Annotated in this window: 18 protein-coding genes; 5 read left to right on the forward strand and 13 right to left on the reverse strand. The window is 61.1% G+C overall.

Translation table 11 applies throughout. The annotated features are described in order from the left end of the window. Position 1: 1 nt before the first annotated feature. On the forward strand, positions 2–1084 hold the full coding sequence (gene tal, locus ACLIKD_RS05350) for a transaldolase (RefSeq protein WP_428827471.1): 1083 nt from the start codon (positions 2–4) through the stop codon (positions 1082–1084). A gap of 11 nt (positions 1085–1095) precedes the next feature. Here tal and ACLIKD_RS05355 read toward each other — a convergent pair whose 3' ends face one another. Both ACLIKD_RS05355 and ACLIKD_RS05360 read right to left on the reverse strand, forming a co-directional pair. Beyond that, complete coding sequence (locus ACLIKD_RS05355) at positions 1096–1260, reverse strand: DUF1328 domain-containing protein (RefSeq protein WP_226472936.1); 165 nt, start codon at positions 1258–1260, stop codon at positions 1096–1098. An 82-nt stretch (positions 1261–1342) separates the two neighbouring features. Continuing rightward, a complete protein-coding gene (locus ACLIKD_RS05360) occupies positions 1343–1501 on the reverse strand; it encodes a DUF3309 family protein (RefSeq protein ID WP_428827472.1) in 159 nt (52 codons plus the stop codon). A gap of 214 nt (positions 1502–1715) precedes the next feature. Here ACLIKD_RS05360 and ACLIKD_RS05365 point away from each other — a divergent pair, with 214 nt between their 5' ends. The 4 genes from ACLIKD_RS05365 (at position 1716) to ACLIKD_RS05380 (ending at position 5329) form a co-directional block, all read left to right on the forward strand. After that, complete coding sequence (locus ACLIKD_RS05365; RefSeq protein WP_428827473.1) at positions 1716–2048, forward strand: DUF883 family protein; 333 nt, start codon at positions 1716–1718, stop codon at positions 2046–2048. Between the two features lie 145 nt (positions 2049–2193). Beyond that, a complete protein-coding gene (locus ACLIKD_RS05370) occupies positions 2194–2406 on the forward strand; it encodes a CsbD family protein (protein ID WP_428827474.1) in 213 nt (70 codons plus the stop codon). A 101-nt stretch (positions 2407–2507) separates the two neighbouring features. Then, complete coding sequence (locus ACLIKD_RS05375; protein ID WP_428827475.1) at positions 2508–2813, forward strand: encapsulin-associated ferritin-like protein; 306 nt, start codon at positions 2508–2510, stop codon at positions 2811–2813. Beyond that, positions 2810–5329, forward strand: coding sequence for an EAL domain-containing protein (locus tag ACLIKD_RS05380; RefSeq protein ID WP_428827476.1), 2520 nt, complete (start codon positions 2810–2812; stop codon positions 5327–5329). Before ACLIKD_RS05375 ends, ACLIKD_RS05380 begins: the two co-directional genes overlap by 4 nt. Positions 5330–5367: 38 nt before the next feature. On the opposite strand, the gene ACLIKD_RS05385 is transcribed toward ACLIKD_RS05380, so the two are convergent. From ACLIKD_RS05385 to ACLIKD_RS05435, 11 genes are all read right to left on the reverse strand, one after another. Continuing rightward, positions 5368–6828 carry a diguanylate cyclase gene (locus ACLIKD_RS05385; RefSeq protein ID WP_428827477.1) on the reverse strand — a complete coding sequence of 487 codons (1461 nt, stop codon included), beginning with the start codon at positions 6826–6828 and terminating at the stop codon, positions 5368–5370. Positions 6829–7217: 389 nt separating this feature from the next. Beyond that, positions 7218–7925 carry a thiopurine S-methyltransferase gene (locus ACLIKD_RS05390; RefSeq protein WP_428827478.1) on the reverse strand — a complete coding sequence of 236 codons (708 nt, stop codon included), beginning with the start codon at positions 7923–7925 and terminating at the stop codon, positions 7218–7220. Continuing rightward, positions 7922–8770 carry a nitrogen fixation protein NifM gene (gene nifM, locus ACLIKD_RS05395; RefSeq protein WP_428827479.1) on the reverse strand — a complete coding sequence of 283 codons (849 nt, stop codon included), beginning with the start codon at positions 8768–8770 and terminating at the stop codon, positions 7922–7924. The genes ACLIKD_RS05390 and nifM overlap by 4 nt, the downstream gene beginning before the upstream one ends. A 4-nt stretch (positions 8771–8774) precedes the next feature. Beyond that, complete coding sequence (locus tag ACLIKD_RS05400; protein ID WP_226419290.1) at positions 8775–9233, reverse strand: nitrogen fixation protein NifZ; 459 nt, start codon at positions 9231–9233, stop codon at positions 8775–8777. Further along, complete coding sequence (nifW, locus tag ACLIKD_RS05405; RefSeq protein ID WP_428827480.1) at positions 9230–9571, reverse strand: nitrogenase-stabilizing/protective protein NifW; 342 nt, start codon at positions 9569–9571, stop codon at positions 9230–9232. Before nifW ends, ACLIKD_RS05400 begins: the two co-directional genes overlap by 4 nt. Before the next feature lie 10 nt (positions 9572–9581). Further along, positions 9582–10112: a hypothetical protein gene (locus tag ACLIKD_RS05410; protein ID WP_428827481.1), complete on the reverse strand. Its 531-nt coding sequence runs from the start codon at positions 10110–10112 to the stop codon at positions 9582–9584. Positions 10113–10119: 7 nt separating this feature from the next. After that, positions 10120–10896, reverse strand: a complete 777-nt coding sequence (gene cysE, locus ACLIKD_RS05415) for a serine O-acetyltransferase (RefSeq protein ID WP_428827482.1) — start codon at positions 10894–10896, stop codon at positions 10120–10122. Then, positions 10889–12028 carry a homocitrate synthase gene (gene nifV / locus ACLIKD_RS05420; RefSeq protein ID WP_428827483.1) on the reverse strand — a complete coding sequence of 380 codons (1140 nt, stop codon included), beginning with the start codon at positions 12026–12028 and terminating at the stop codon, positions 10889–10891. The genes cysE and nifV overlap by 8 nt, the downstream gene beginning before the upstream one ends. A gap of 418 nt (positions 12029–12446) precedes the next feature. Beyond that, on the reverse strand, positions 12447–13454 hold the full coding sequence (locus tag ACLIKD_RS05425) for a PoNe immunity protein domain-containing protein (protein ID WP_428827484.1): 1008 nt from the start codon (positions 13452–13454) through the stop codon (positions 12447–12449). 13 nt (positions 13455–13467) lie between these two features. After that, positions 13468–14934: a hypothetical protein gene (locus ACLIKD_RS05430; protein ID WP_428827485.1), complete on the reverse strand. Its 1467-nt coding sequence runs from the start codon at positions 14932–14934 to the stop codon at positions 13468–13470. Then, on the reverse strand, positions 14934–16349 hold the full coding sequence (locus tag ACLIKD_RS05435) for a DUF2345 domain-containing protein (protein WP_428827486.1): 1416 nt from the start codon (positions 16347–16349) through the stop codon (positions 14934–14936). Before ACLIKD_RS05435 ends, ACLIKD_RS05430 begins: the two co-directional genes overlap by 1 nt. Positions 16350–16377: the final 28 nt, after the last annotated feature.

Consider the following 16377-nt stretch of genomic DNA (forward strand, 5'->3'; position numbering starts at 1 on the left):
CATGAAGAAAAATCCGCTGCGGGCGCTCAAGGCGCTCGGTCAGCACATCTGGCTCGACGATCTTTCGCCGGGCCAGCTCCGGGACGGCAGCTTGCAGCGCTTGATCGACGCGGACGGCATCGACGGAGTGATCACCAACCCCGCCACCTTGCACAACGCCATGGCCGGCAGTCCGCAACATGCCGACGATCTGCAACGGCTGCGCGCCGCCGGTCTCGATGCCGAAGGGCGCTACGAGTCGCTGATCATTCCCGACATTCAGGCGGCCTGCGACTTGCTCTGGCCTGCCTATGTCGCCAGTTCCGGCGAGACCGGTTATCTCAGTCTCGACGTGTCGCCGACGCTGGCGCATGACGCGGCGGCGACCGAGGCGGCGGTATTACGCCTGCACCGGGCGGTCGCCCGCGACAACCTGCTCATCAAGGTGCCGGCCAGCGCGGCGGGAATCCGTGCTTTTGAACAGCTGACCGCCGCCGGCATCCGGGTGAACGTCACGCTGATTTTTTCCTTCGCCCACTACGAAGCGGTGGCGCAAGCCTATGGGCGCGGGGCGCAACGCTGGCTGGCCGATGGCGGGAATGGCGGGCAGTTGCGCTCGGTGGCGAGTATCTTTTTGAGCGACCTCGATACGCTGGTCGATCAGCGTCTGGAGGTCATCGCGACACCGCTTGCCCGGGTGCTCCAGGGATGGACCGGAATTTCCCTGGCCAAGCGCTGCTATCACCGTTATCTCGAGCTGTTTCACGGCCCGGATTTCGCTGCCCTTGGCGAGGCCGGCGTGCGGCCGCAAACGCTGCTCTGGGCCAGTACCGGCAACAAGAACCCGGAATACGACGAGTTACTTTACGTCGAGGCGCTGATCGGTCCGAAAACCATCAATACGCTGCCGGAGACGACCTTGTCGGCCTTCCGGCAGCGCGGCGAAGCCCTCGACCTGCTGGCCGATGGCATCGAGAAGGCGCATTACCACATCGTCGCGCTGTCGGTTCAGGGCGTCGACCTCAATGAGGTTGGCGAAACCTTGCAGCACGACGCCTTGCACCGCTTGGCCGAGGCCTACGGGAAGGTTCTCGCCAGCATCTAGCGCGAGCGGCTTCACTTGCCCCGCGTCAGCCCCATGACCAGCGAGACGACAAAGAGCAGGATGAAAATGAAGAACAGGATCTTGGCGATTTCGACGGCCCCGGCGGCGATGCCGGTAAAGCCGAACAGCGCGGCGATCAGCGCAACGATGAAGAATATGACGGCGTAACGCAACATGGCATTTCCTTTGGTAATCGCCCCTGCGTTGCTGGTTCAGGGGCTTTCGGCAGACCGCCAGGCTGGCTGGCGATCTGTCGGGTTAGATCCGGCCGAGCAGAACCAGGACCAGCAAGATGACCAGTACCAGCCCAAGCCCGCCGCTCGGGCCGTAACCCCAGCCGCGACTGTGCGGCCAGCTGGGAATGGCGCCAATCAATAGCAGAACCACCACGATCAGCAGAATTGTTCCTAATGACATTTGATTTCTCCTTGTTCCGGGTTGTATGCCGACCTTGCGGCCGACAGCGTTTCTCGCTTGTAAACAAGCCTACGCGGCCTGGCGGCTGCGTCTGTTCGCCAGCACACAGACATGCGCCGGGGTGAGGTCGAGGATGCGGAGCAGGGCAAGGCCGCACGCCGAATGCCTTCGCACCTACGGCAATTGCCACCCGGAAACGCACCAGGAGAAACCCATGACCATCGAAACGATCACCCCGCAAGGGACAGTCGAAGGCAGCAAACAAGCCCTCGTCAATGACCTCAAACGCGTCGTCGGCGATGCCGAAGACTTGCTCAACAATGTCGCCGGGGCGACTGCCGACGAATTCACGCTCGCCCGCAGCAAACTCGAAGCCCGGCTGGAGCAGGCGAAATCACGGCTGCTCGATGCCCGCACGGCGGTCAGCGACGGGGCCAGATGTACGGTCGATGCCACCGATCGCTATGTCCGGGAGAATCCCTGGACCGTGCTCGGCATTGCCGCCGCCGCCGGGATCGTCATCGGCGCCATTGTCAGCCGGCGCTGAATGCCTGTTCTATGTACGAGAGCGCACAGAGCAAGTCCGGGTATCCGCATAACCTAGCCTCTGCATCCTGTGTTTACTTCAAATGTGACAAGGGGTGCTCGATCGGCCATCCGGCCCGTCGGAGCCCAGGCAAAAGGAGTTGGACATGAATTGGGATATCGTTGAAGGGAACTGGAAGCAGTTCAAAGGCAAGGTCAAAACGCAGTGGGGCAAGCTCACCGATGACCATCTCGACGTGATTGCCGGCAAGCGCGACGAACTGGCCGGCAAGCTGCAGGAAAGCTACGGCATCACCAAGGACGAAGCTGAAAAGCAGATCAAGAGCTTTGAAGATGCCAACAAGGACTTCCGCCCCTAGTCCTGCCTGATCAGAGCACGCTGGGTGCGGCACAGCGCACCCAGCCCGCGGACAGGCCGAGGCCGGCTGCTGCGCAAGGACATCCCCTGAAGGAGTAAAGAATGGCCAGTATTGGTTATCACGAGCCGGAAAACAGGCTCTCCGCTAAAACGCGCGACATGCATCGGGCAATCGTCTCCCTGATGGAGGAACTGGAAGCCGTCGATTGGTACAACCAGCGCTGCGATGCCTGCGACGATGCCGAATTGAAGGCCATCCTCGAACACAATCGGGACGAGGAAAAGGAACACGCAGCGATGTTGCTGGAGTGGATCCAGCGCCAAGACCAAACGTTTTCTCGGCAGTTCAGGAAGTTCCTGTTTAGCGACAAACCGATTGCCGACAAACCCGATCCCGTTTCTTCATGAGTAGTCCGGCCGTGAGCAGTCCGCCGACCAGCGTTCTGCTGGTCGAGGACGAACCGGACGATGCCCGACTGATCAAGGAAGCGCTGGCCGGTTCGGTTGGTCGTAGCTATCAGGTCGAATGCGTGACGCTGCTTTCCGCCGCACTCGCTCGGCTGGCCCAGTCGGCCGTTGACGTTGTCCTGCTTGACCTGACCTTGCCGGATGGCCAGGGCATCGCGGTCTTCGATCAGGTCTTCAAGGCGGCACCGCGCGCCCTGATTCTGGTGCTGAGTGGTGCCAGCGACGAAGAACTGGCGCACCAGGCGGTGCAGCTCGGGGCTCACGACTATTTCACCAAGGGCCATGTCGATGCCCACTGGCTGCCCCATGCGCTGCGCTACATCATGGAACGCAAGGCGAGCCGCGATGCCTTGCTCGATAGCGAGGAGCGTTTTCGCGCCATGAGCGACGCCTCGCCGCTCGGTATTTTCGTCTCCGATGCGCAGGGCGATTGCGTCTATACCAATGCGGCGTATCACAAGATATCCGGGCTGGACTTCGAGCAGGCCCTTGGCACCAAATGGAGTACGGCTATTCACGCGGCCGACCGGCAGCGTATCGTCGCCGAGTGGCGCGATGCGGTGCGCGGCCAGGAGCCGTATCAGACCGAAGTGCGCTTCATGCGGGGCGATGGAAGTATCGTCTGGACCCGTCTGAATGCGGCGCCCATGCACGATGGCTCGACCTTGCGCGGTCGGGTACAGATAGTTGAAGACATTACCGAGCGCAAGGCGACCGAACTGGAATTGCAACAGGCGACGGAAGCCCTGTTCGAGGAAAAGGAGCGAGCCCAGGTGACGCTCAACTCGATCGGCGACGCGGTGCTGTCGACCAATCTGGCGGGCAATGTGACCTATCTGAACCGGGTGGCCGAAAGGATGACCGGCTGGTCGGCCGACGATGCGCAGGGCAAGCCGTTGGCTGAAGTATTCCGGATTGTCGACGGGACGACCCGTGAAGCGACCGTCAATCCGGCGCAACTGGCCATCACCGAAAACCGGATCGTCGGACTGGAGATGAACAGCGTGTTGATCCGGCGCGACGGCTATGAGTCGCCGATCGAGGATTCCTCGGCGCCGATCCACAACCGGGACGGCCAGGTCAGCGGTGCCGTCATCGTCTTTCACGATGTCAGCGAATCGCGCGCCATGGCCATGAAGATGTCGCATCTGGCCCAGCATGACTTCCTGACCGGCTTGCCCAATCGCCTGCTGCTCACCGAGCGCTTTCTCCAGGCCATTGCCCAGGCCATGCGCCACCGCAAGCAGGTTGCACTGCTCTATCTCGATCTCGATTACTTCAAGAACATCAACGATTCGCTGGGCCATGAGGTCGGCGACCGCTTGCTGAAATCGATAGCCGTGCGTCTGGTTGACTGCGTGCGGACAACGGATACGGTTTGTCGCCAGGGTGGCGACGAATTCGTCATCCTGCTGGCGGAAATCGAGAACCAGCAGGATGCCGCCCAGGTCGCAGAAAAGCTGCTGGCCGCGCTGACCGTGCCGCACAGCATTGACAAGCACGAACTCCATATCACGCTGAGCATCGGCATCAGCATCTTTCCCGATGACGGGATCAGTGCCGATGCGGTGATGCAGAACGCCGATACGGCGATGTATTTCGCCAAGGCCAAAGGCCGCAACAATTTTCAGTTCTTCACCGCCGACATGAATACCCGCGCCGTCCAGCGCCTGTTTGTCGAAAGCAGTCTGCGCCGGGCTTTGCTCCAGGGGGAGTTCGAACTGCATTACCAGCCGAAGATCAATATCGCTTCCGGCCAGATCACTGGTGCCGAGGCGCTGATTCGCTGGCAGGATCCGGAACTTGGCATCGTCTATCCAGGGCAGTTCGTGCGGATCGCCGAAGAGTGCGGCCTGATTGTGCCGATCGGCCGCTGGGTGCTGCGCGAAGCCTGCCGCCAAGTCCAGGTCTGGCTCGATTACGGACTACGCGCCGTGCCGGTGGCCGTCAATATTTCGGCGATCGAGTTCAGGCACGTCGATTTCATCGAAGAGCTGGCACTGATCCTTGAGGAGACCGGCCTGGCGCCGCGCTATCTCGAACTGGAGCTGACCGAAAGCATCCTGATGCATGAGGCGGAGGCGTCGGCCTCGGTTCTTGAGCAACTCAAGGCGATGGGCGTGCAACTGGCGATCGACGACTTCGGAACCGGCTATTCGAGCCTGAGTTATCTCAATCGCTTTCCCATCGATACGCTGAAGATCGACCAGTCCTTCGTTCGCGATGTCCCGGGCAATGCCGACGATGCCGCGATTGTCAGCGCGGTCATCAGCATGGGGAAAAGCCTCAAGCAGCGGGTGGTCGCCGAAGGCGTCGAAACCGCCGAGCAACTGGCTTTTCTGCAAAACCAGCAGTGCGACGAGGGACAGGGTTTTTTATTCAGCTACCCGCTACCGGCCGGCGATTTCTCCCGTTTGCTGGGGAGCGGGCCGAGGATGGCGGTGCCGCTGGCCTGAGTTCCCGGATCACCCGCCTCGCGGGTGTCGGCCGCCGGTCATGCCGGGGCGGCGGAAAAGCGAATCTGATTGCCGCCGGCCTGCTTGGCCCGATACATCGCCGCATCGGCGCGCTTCAGGATGCCGCCCAGGCTGGCGTCATGCTGGTTGAACAGGGTTACGCCGATGCTCGAGGTACAGCTGTGGTTGATGGTCCGTTCGGCTTCCCCGTCGTGGCTGATGGTCAGGCGATAGGGTTCGGCCATGGCGGCCCGCAATTTTTCGGCAATGATCCCGGCTTGGGCGATCGACTCGGCCTTGTCCTGATCCATCTGGCCGAGCATCACGACAAATTCGTCGCCGCCGAAACGGGCCACGGTGTCGATTTCGCGGACGTTATGTTTCAGCCGATCGGCGGCCTGGATCAACAATAGGTCGCCGACATCGTGCCCATGGGCGTCGTTGAGCGGCTTGAAATTGTCCAGATCGATAAACATCAGCGCGCCGTGGCAGAAACTGCGGGCGCTGGCTGCCATCGCTTGGCTCAAGCGGTCATTGAACAAGCGCCGGTTGGGCAGGCGGGTGAGCAAGTCATGGAAGGCCATCTGTCGGACCTGTTCCTGCAACTGCTTGCGCTCGGTAATGTCCTGCGAGACGACAACCACGCGGATGACATTCCCCTGCCGGTCGCGGATCACGCTGCCGCGCGACTCCATGTCGCGGACGCTGCCGTCGGCCATCTGGAAGCGAAATTCGATCTGGCTGCCGACGCCGGTCTGCACGGTTTCCCGGAAAACTTTTTTGACCCGTTCGCGGTCGTCCGGGTGAATTTCGGCGAAAGAATCGGTGTCGTGCAGATCCTTCGTGCCGAAAATCTGCTGGTACGACGGACTGTTGTAGAGTCGCCGTCCGTCGAGGTCGAGCACGGCAATGAAGTCGGAAAGATTGTCGGTGATCAGATGAAAGAATTCCTTCTGCTCGAGCAATGCCTCTTCCGCCAGCTTGCGCTCGCTGATGTCGGTAAGCGCCATGCGGCAGACGCGCTTGCCGTCGGTGCCCTGGAGGCCGAGTGAGAGCAGGTGGGCCCAGAAGATCGTGCCGTCCTTTTTCACCATGCGCAGATCGCAGCTATGTTGTTCGCCGGTGGCAAACAGCTGCTGGCTATGACGGAGGAAGGTGTCGTGTTCATTCGGGGGAATGAAGCGGCGAATCTGCTGCTTGACCAGATCGTCGCGCGCCACGCCAAGCAGCGTGGCGGCAGTCAGGTTGGCCTGCAGGATCAGCCCCGAGTCGCTCAGCGTGCAGTAACCGACCGGGGCCAGGTCGTAGAGGTCGAAATAGAGCTGGCGCGAGGCTTCCAGTTCGTCCTGCGCGCAGTGCAGTTCATCGTTCTGCGATTCGAGTTCGATCTGATGTACCCGCAACTCATGAAGCAACCTTTGCGGGTCGGTTTCGTCTGCCGCCCCGTCTGTTTGGGCCGAACCGGCATATGTACCCTGGGCCATGCTCGCGTTTTTCATCGTTTTCCTCAACCCAGCATTCCGGTTGCTCTTGTCGGCCTGTTGCCAAGATAAGCTTTTCCTCGTTTAGACAAGTTAATGGCGATGCGCAACCCGGTCTGTTTGATAGCCAACATATGGCTATGACAGATTCAATCCGTTGGCCAATCGACATCGAGGCAGCGTGACCCTGGTCGCCGTCGCCAAGGGAAGTTCGCCGCGCTTCGCAGCCTTTGGCTGTTTCTCGGCATATTCCCATTGTTCAAGGCGGAGCGACGTCGGGCGGTATGACGATCGTTGTCGGCTGCGATGACAATCGATATAGGGATTCCCGCACGCGGCGCCCTAAAGCGGAGCCGGGCTCGGCAAGTGGCGCGGTAAATGGTTCGTTCCACCAGCGAGCGAAACCTTCAGAGCAGGATTTCCGCTTTGGGGGTCAGCAGATAGACCTTGTGCTCGATGCGAACCGGCCGTCCGCCGGACTGCTCAGGAGCGGATTCGAAAATGCTCTCGACGTGGCGCAACTGGATGTCGAAGGCCAGCGTGTACAGGCTGGTGATTTCATCGGCGATGGCAAAGGCCTGGTCCGGTGTCTCGCCATCGTCCGGTTCCTCGGTGGTGAGCAGGAACATCCGGCACTGCTCGGGCAGGATCTTGCGCAGATGCGCCAGGTAGGCGTGGCGGAGCTCTTCCGGCAGCGCGGTCAGCGAAGCGCGGTCGAAAACGACGGTGATGTCGCCGAGATCGGCCGCCGTCAGGTCGAAGAAATCGCCACACAGGATGTCGATCCGGCCGCTTTGCCAGCGGGTGAATTTGCCATCCCGCTTGCTGGTCGCCGCCAGCCGGCTTTCCGCGAAGAAGGCGCCGACGGCGATCGGACTGAGTTCGACGCCGACCACCGGATGGCCCTGGCCGGCCAGCCAGAGCAGATCGAGACTCTTGCCGCAGAGCGGGACGAAAACCCGGTCGCTAGGCGACAGCCCAAGACCCGGCCAGAATTTGACCAGGTTGGCATTGACCGCCGGCTGATGAAAATCCTCGGTTTCGCTGTCGCGCCAGCATTGCTGCCAAAGCTCGTTGTCGTTGGCCTGCGGGTTCCATTCCTGGTGCCCGGTCACCGCGACGGTTTCATTGCGGAGCCTTGTGCCCGCGGCGCGGTCAGCGCCTTGATCCAGTCTTTTTGGGCCTGGCGGCGGCGCTTGTCGGTCAGCCGTTCGACGATGTGTTGGCTGACTTCGGCAAAGGGCAGCATGCCGCTCGGGAAAATTTCGTCGCAGCGCAGGATGTGCAGGCCGATCGGCGATTCCAGCACGGCGCTGATGTCGCCTTCGGTCAGCGCAAAGGCCGCAGGCTCCAGTTCGGCATAGAGCTGCTGGCGCTTGACGATGCCGAGCTTGCCGCCTTCCATGGCGGTCGGACACTGCGAGTATTGATGGGCGGCCTGGCCGAATTGCTCGGCGGTTTTCAGTGTCGAGCGCAGCGTTGCGAGTTGCGCCGCGGCTTTGGCGCGTTCGCCGGGGTTGTCGAAGGTGATCAGAATGTGGCTGAGGCGGCGCGCTTCCGGGCGGTCGAAGGCTTCCGGGTGCAGCCGGTAATAAATCTCGGCATCGATCAGGCTGACCGCCGGGGTGGCCGAGGCGACTTTTTCGAGGACGCTTTCGACCCGAACGTCGCGCTCGACCGCTGCGGCCAGCGTCGTCTCGTTGAGGCCGTTGCGTTCCAGATCCTGGGCAAACTCGTCATCCGAGGCGTAGCGCTTGCGGATCTCGGCAATCCGGGTGGTCAGCGTCGCCGCCGGGATGACGACATTGGCTGCCGGCGAACTACCGAGGATGCGCTGCTCGATGCTGTCCTGTTTTTCGGCGACTTCGACCAGTCGGTTGCGTTCCGGCTCGGAAAGCGTTTCAGGTGCCTTCTGGAAAAGTTGCCAGGAGAGTTTCAGTTCGAGGTAGCCGTGCAACATCGCGTCATTCCTTTTGTTCGGTCGGGTCCAGTGCATCTTCCGGGATTTGCAGAACGCGGCCCGGCAGGCTGTCGAAGTGGATGTGGTAAGCAACGCCGCCCGGCGCATCGCGGATCACCTTGATGACTTCGCCGATGGCGCCGAGGGCGACCAGCACCTCGCCATTGACCGAGAGGCCCTTGGCCGAGCGCACTTTTTCGCGGAACTCGAAGCGCGACGGCGTCCAGGTCTCGTCGGCACCGATCAGTTCTTCCTCGCGGCAACCGACGATCTTGCCTTCGTCGAGAAAGTTCACCGAGTAGATGATCTGATCCTGCAGGAAGGTCCCGACATCGACTACGTAACCGATGCTGCCGCGGCGGACCAGCGGGTCGCCCGGATCGAGGCCGGGATAGGTCCCGTCGTTGCGGACGTTGCGCGTCAGGCGCACCGACTCGCCGTACTCCCAGCGGGCGTTCATCATTGCCGGAAGACCTTGTCGAGCGACACGAAGGAGCTCATGCCGCCATCCGGCTTGGCAACGTTCTGGAACACCGCGAAGACCTTTTCGGTCAGCGAGTCCGAGGTGACGAAGTCGAGGTAGGCACGTTCCAGCCACAACCGGTAGATGCCGCGCTGGGCGGATTCTTCGGGCGGCAGGTTGGGTGCCTGCTTGGCCAGGTAGTCGTGGAAGCGCTGCAGGATGTGCAGGCGGTTGACGTGCACCACGCTGGGCTCGTAGGGAACCTCGAAATAGTCGAGAAAATCTTCGGCGGAAACCAGGTCTTCCATGGCTTCGGCTAGGGTCAGGGTATCGTCCATCGTTTTCTCCTCAGGCGACTGCAAGTGTCAGTTCGGGTTCATCGGTTTGCTGCTGGAATTCGTCGACCACTTCAAGCAATTTCGCGGCGCCCAACTGGTCGCGGCTGTCGAGGCTGGCTAGCTTGATCAGCCGGGCTCGCGAGGCGGCAATCCGGCCGAGGCGGAGCAGCACGACGCTGGCCGCCTTCAGGGCGAGCAGGTAGAAGCGCAGCAGCCCGAAGGAATTGGCGGCGGCCGAGCCGAGCCGGGTTTCGTCGAGCTGGTTCCAGTCGGTCGGCAGGCCGAGATGGCGGCCGGAAAGCTGCATCGCGCGTTCGGCGACGACCAGCGCATCCTCCAGCCGGTGCTGGTAAAAATAGTAGCGGTAGATGCCGACCAGCACGCTGAGGTTCTCCGGTGCGTGCATGTGGGCCCGCAGCAGCGACAGTTCGGCCGCCGGCTCGCCGTATTCGCTGGCCGCCTGGGCGATCAGCCGTTCGGCTTCGGCGGGCAGGGCGTCCTCGAAGTAGAGCTTGCAATCGGAGAAGTCGAGCAGGTCCATGATGGTCTCAGTGCATGGCCTCGTGCTCGCAGCACAAGTCGCCGGCAGAACAGGTTTGACATTGCCCGCTATGGTCGGGCGGCGGCGGTTCGTGGCGCAGTTCGGCGAGTTCCTTTTCCATCGTTTCGATGCGCTCGATCAGGCAGGCGATCGATTTGGCAACCGGGTCCGGCATCACGTTGTGATCGAGATTGATGCCGTTTTCCGGGCGCAGGCCGCTGATCCGGTTATCGACGATGCGGCCCGGCACGCCGATCACCGTGCAGTCGGCCGGAACGTTCTTGACGACCACCGAATTGGCACCAACACGGACCCGTTCGCCGATCAGGATCGGCCCGAGAATCTTGGCGCCGGCTCCGACGACGACGCCGTCGGCCAGGGTCGGGTGGCGCTTGCCCTTGTTCCAGGAGGTGCCGCCGAGCGTGACGCCGTGGTAGAGCGTGACGTCGTTGCCGATTTCCGCCGTTTCGCCGATCACCACGCAGGCGCCGTGGTCGATGAAGAAGCGGCGGCCGATGCGGGCGCCGGGATGGATGTCCACATTGGTCAGCGTCCGCCCGAGGAAGGACAGGAAGCGGGCCGGGAAGCGCCAGCCGGACAGCCATAGCCGGTGCGCCAGGCGATGGGTGAGCACGGCATGGACGCCGGGGTAGGTGGTCAGCACCTCGAGCGTCGAGCGGGCCGCCGGGTCGCGCTGGAAGACGCAGGCCAGGTCTTCCTTGAGGGTTGCCCAGAGGCCGGGTACGGCAGGCGCAATTGCGGTCATGGTCATCGCTTCAGACATGGGGTTGGCTCCGGAGCACGGCCAGAAGTTCGCGCAGATCGCTGATTTCCGGTGGATGCTTGTGGGCGGCGACAAAGTTGCGGACCCGCGGCAGCAGGGCGTGCGCCTCGTGCTCATCGACGGTCAGGCCGAGGCCGCCATAGACGAGCTGGACCGCCCGCGAGCCGGAGTGCTTGCCGAGCACGATGCGGTGCGCCTGGCCGACTTCCTGCGGGTCGAAGCCCTGGTAATTGTCCGGATGCTTGAGCAGCCCATCGACGTGGATGCCCGCTTCGTGGGTGAAGGCACCGGCGCCGACGACGCTCTTCTGCCACGGCACGGCGCGGCCGGAGGCGGTGGCGACCTGGCTGGAGAGGGCCGGGAAGCCTTTCAGGCTGACCCCAGTTTCGATGTCGTAGAGCTTGGTCAGGCCGAGCACGACTTCTTCGAGCGGCGCATTGCCGGCCCGTTCGCCAAGGCCGTTGACCGTGGTATTGACATGCGTCGCCCCGGCCTTGCAGGCGGCCAGCGTATTGGCGGTGGCCAGGCCCATGTCGTCGTGGGCGTGCATTTCGATTTCCAGCCCGGTGTTGCGGCGCAGTGTGCTGATTTTGTCGAAGGTGCCGAACGGTTCGAGGACGCCCAGCGTGTCGGCAAAACGCAGGCGGCGGGCGCCGGCCCGTTCGGCGGTTTCGGCCAGGGCGCAGAGGAAGTTGAGATCGGCGCGCGAGGCATCCTCGCAGCCGAGGCCGACTTCCAGCCCGAGGCTGAGCGCGGCGCCGATGAATTTGGGCAGTTCGCGCAGCAGCCAAGTGCGATCCTGTTTCAGCTTGTAGGCCAGATGCTGGTCCGAGGCCGGCACCGAAATGTCGATCAGGTGCGCGCCGAGATCGGCGCAGGCGGCGATGTCGGCCGGGTGCATGCGGCTCCATACCATCAGCCGGGCCGGCAGCTTGAGGGCGGCGACGGCGCGGATTGAGTCACATTCCTCTTCGCCCATGGCCGGGATGCCGACTTCCAGCTCGGGCACGCCAATGGCGGCAAGCCGGCTGGCGATGCCCAGCTTTTCGTCCAGCGAAAACGCCACGCCAGCCGACTGCTCGCCGTCGCGCAGGGTGGTGTCGTTGATGGTGACGAATTGCCGATGGGTCATGGGACTCTCCTTGGCTTGTATCTAGCAAGGCGGGTGCCAGTTCGTAACCTATTGAATGGTTTGTCTTATTTGTTTTTCGGGCAGAGGGCTGTCGGCTCGATGTCGTGAATGCGACAAGGGTTTTTTCGGCGGGGCACGAAAAAGCGGGTGTATCTGTTTCTGGTGACCGTAGAGGTCCGCGTCATAAAAAAAGAACGATAACGTTACCCCCTGCTCAAGCACTCACTGGTTATGGCCTTCTTCGAAATTGTGGCTCATCCAGCCGGAGAGCACCCCCGGGTGGTTGGCCCCGGCTTCGTGGTCGGCACTAAAGGGCGGCAGGTCGGCGCGGGAATTCAGCGGGATCCGCCAAGCAGCGCTTGACGAGAGTCCGCTGCAACGGACGCTTTCTTGTCCTGCTATGGCACAGCAGGGCGTCCTACAGCGTCGGTACCGATTGATCTGGCGACCATTGCCAGAAGGTCAGGCCGTAATCGCCGCCGAGTGAGGGCATGTTTTCGCCCTGTTTGAAGTAGCGGCAGGAATTGGCTTGCGCCGGCGTAAACCACCATCCGGCTTCTGGGCAGGGCTGGCCGGCATGGACATTGAGGCGGGTGGTCTTTGGGGACGTCATGCCACCATCGGGGAAGCGTTGAGCATTCTCTTTTGCCCAGGCGACGAGGTGTTTCGGGTAATACAAGTATTTGTGCAGGCTGGAATCGTCCTCTATGCCGAGCAGGAGCACGGCTGCCCCGGCTTCGAAACTCCAGTAGCCGTAGTAGCCAGCCTGTTCAATATGGGCATCGTGCCACCCAGTGCCGGCGAGGTCCTTATACCAACGCTTGAGGAAGCAGTCGATGTTTTTCAGAGCGTCGTTATTCGTTTCCGAATAGAGCGCGTCGGACAAAGATTGATATGGTTTGGAAGCAAAAATCCAATCTGACTCATAGCGAGTCTCGGCACCCAGACCGTGAGACATGAATTCTTCGTACAAATTATCTGCGCCGCCGTTCGCGCCATTTTCGCCATCCTGCAAAGCGGCGATTCTGGATAGCAGATCACGTCTATGGAGTAGGAAGCATAGGCCAATGAGTTGCATGAGTTGGCAGTAATCGTCAATGCTTGAAAACTCGAAAACGAAAGTGTTCCGGTCTCCGGTGTATTTCCAGAGATATTCCCCATACCGTTCGTAGGCAGCGACGACTTCTTCCAGTTCGGTACGCAATGGCTCGATGGGTTCGCCGGCGGTGTATTTCAGGACTAGTCGCTGGAACCTAAGCAGAGCCTGAAATGATGCTCGATTTGATGCGTAATCTAAATCAGAGTCTTCAACCGCTTTAGATATGATGATTTCTATATTGTGGATACCATCACTGCAGTCTTGGTGCTCATGTTTGTAAGTTTCTTCACCTAAGAATTGCTGCCGCCGTAATTCATGAAATGCCATGTCTAAATCCAATTTAACGTGCACGTTTGTCGCGGCCAGCGTCAGTGTTTCCGGCCCGGTTATCCACCACTTTCTCTATGTCGCTATCCCGCCACTCTCGAGTGAGTTGGTGGGTGGCATGCATCGAAGGTTCGACGGATTTGCCAGCAGTATGCAGGATGGCTGCTTCGGCATGGGCCGCTGCTTGGGGAATGGAGAAAAACAAGACGTGGCGGGTATAAACCGACATGCCTTTATCCCGTAAAGTTGGCCAGTCGCTGGAAGTAGAACCAACGGCTTTTTTCAAGCGACTTTCAATCCATCCATGACTCATCTGGGTCACCTTGCCGTTAGTCTGACGGGTTGCGTCTACGCGCTTTGTTGATCCTCGCTTACCTGTCCGACTTGATTTGTTGGCATTTGGATCTCCTTGTGCGGCACCTTCGCTTTTCTCGGTCTTATCCCCCGCCTCCCCTAGTAGCGCGTTGAGCGTTCGAGTGGGATCGTAACTGGCCTTGGCCTCGATGATGGCATAGGGTTTGGCGCCACTGCATTTCCAGACCGCATCGATGCCGCGCCCGCGGGCTCGCATCGGCCAAAGCTGGACCATTTCGTGTTTGTCGTTCAGTTTGGCTGGATTGTGTTGACCCAGATCGTGTTTGGCAGGTAACCCCCAGCCCTTGACGTCCTGGCAGTGGTAGTCGGCCAGATGTTCGCCGATCACCCCCATTGCCTTCTGGCTCAGTCCCTTCAAACGCTCGGTACGCGATTTCGAGGCATTCGGCGTATCGACGCTGGCTGAATCGTGCTGATCGGCCTTGGTGCCCTTGCCTTCCTGATGAGTGCTATTGGGTTTGCCTTCCGGCGTGCCCGGTGCTTTTTCCCCGTGCGGTGCCTCGGCACTGGTCTTGCGCCCCTTGGCCAGCCAGCCTTCGACTTCTTGCTGGAAGGCGGCAAACTGGATGTCCATCTTGCTCTTGATGGTGGAGATGGTTTTCTGGACTTCGGGGCTGAACTGTTTTGTCAGGCTCTTATTGCTTAGCAGTTCGTCGAACTTGCCGCGAATTTTTGAGAGATCCAGCGTCTCGCGGATCAGTTGTTCGGGGTCTCCCTTGTAGTATTTGCGGATGAACGCCAGCAAGTCTTCGATGCGCGTACTGCCCATCTTGACCGAGCGCAGGCTGCGCTTGACCAGATCGCCTCCGCCGGGAATCAGGCCGATCAACGCAGTGATCAAATTGAACCAGGCCAGCGGACTGGCCGGTGCCGCTGAAATTTCGATGAGCGCCTTGATGATGTCGCGGGCGTCAACCATTTGTCCGAGAACCGGTACGCAACCGATCACGGTTTCCGCGAAGATTGCCCAAGGGGAGTTGTTGTCCCCTTTCAAAAAGCTGATGCTTTCCTCTTTCAGGTCAGCCAGCCAGCTTGAGCGTTCGGCTTTGCCTGCTCCTTTGGCCACATCATCGGTGTGGCGGGCTACCGCTGCTGCGCCACCCATCAGCTATTCTCTCCGCGCAGTTTGGCTTCCAGCGCTTTTTGCTCAGCCTCCGATAGGTAATGCCAGAGGTTTTCGCCATCGGCTTCTTGCTTGCTGGGGTTGAAGTCGGCAAATACCTCGCGTTGTTCCGAATCCGCCTGTTTCGTCCAATAGTCGTCGACTTCAGCCAAGTGGCATTCGATGTTGGTGATAGCTTCCTCGTTGGTCGTGCTACCGGACTTGAAGGTGTTTGCCGGCATCTCGACGCGCGCGGTCGGGGCACTGGGGTCTTCACCGTAATACACGCGGGCAGACTGATTGGGCACACCTTCCAGACGAGCGTAGCCATTGGCGTCCAGAATACCTTCCTTCATCGTTCCATCCTCGAAGACTAGGTGGTACGGGGCATTTGCGACGGGCTGGAGCGATTCGTCGTGATAATTCAATTCAATGAAATGCGGTGCCTCGCTGGTTTTCCCCTCCGGCAAACTCTCCAAACTCGCCGCCCCATTCCCCGGCCCAACAAACGCATTCCCACTCCCCTTCACCGAGAACGTTCCCGGACACGCGAAGGTGATGTTTGATCCCTCCAGCGTCACCGAGGATTGCCCAGCCTGCAGCACGATCTTCTCCTTGGCTAGGATGTGAATCTCGTCGTTGCTGCTGGTGATGGTCACCGACTGGTCGGCGAGGATTTCCATCTGGTCGGTATTGGCCTGGATGGTGTGGCTGCCGGCGGCGGCGATGCTCTTGATGCCGCCGGAATGGCTGAACCAGCTGGCACCGGCGCCGACGGTGGTGGCGACGGTGTGGGCGCTGGCGATATGCAAGTCCTGCTGGACGGTGGCGTGCAGGTGGCCGCCGGCATAGAGCAGGGTGCTGGCCGGAGTGGACATACCGATGTCGCAGGGGGCTTCGTTGAGGATGATCGGTTCGGCGAAGCGTTCGGTCGGCTCGCCGAGTTCGCGGCTGCCGGGCTGGCCTTTCTGCGCTGGCTGACCGCCGATGCTACCGGTGAATTTGCCGTCCTGCTTGGGGTCGATCGTTTTGATGAACTTCGTCTGCTCGGCATTGGCTTTCAGCGGCAGGGCGGTTTGGCCGCTGGCGGCATCGGACAGCGCTTGGGCGGTTTCTTCGGCGGCTTTCAGTTGGGCGACGGTTTCGGCGACATCGAGCTGCGTGCTCTGCCCGTTCGGGCGGGTGGTGGCCGAGATCAGGATGCCCTCACCGGCGCGTACGGCGAGCCAGGCGTCGCTCCGGAGTTTGAAGCCGCTGCCGCGCCAGGCACCGCGGCTGGCGCTTTCCGGGGCCTGGTGGATGAGGTGGCCGAGACTGAGCTGGCCGGCGTTCTCGCTGGTTGCCAGGCGCGTCCGCAACTGGCCCGGCGAGTCGTCGAGCACCCACTGGTTGTGCCCTTCGTCGAAGTTGTGGCTCATCCAGCCGGAGAGCACGCCGGGGTGGTTG

The organism is Azonexus sp. IMCC34842 (assembly GCF_050368855.1).
Classification (GTDB): domain Bacteria; phylum Pseudomonadota; class Gammaproteobacteria; order Burkholderiales; family Rhodocyclaceae; genus Azonexus; species Azonexus denitrificans_A.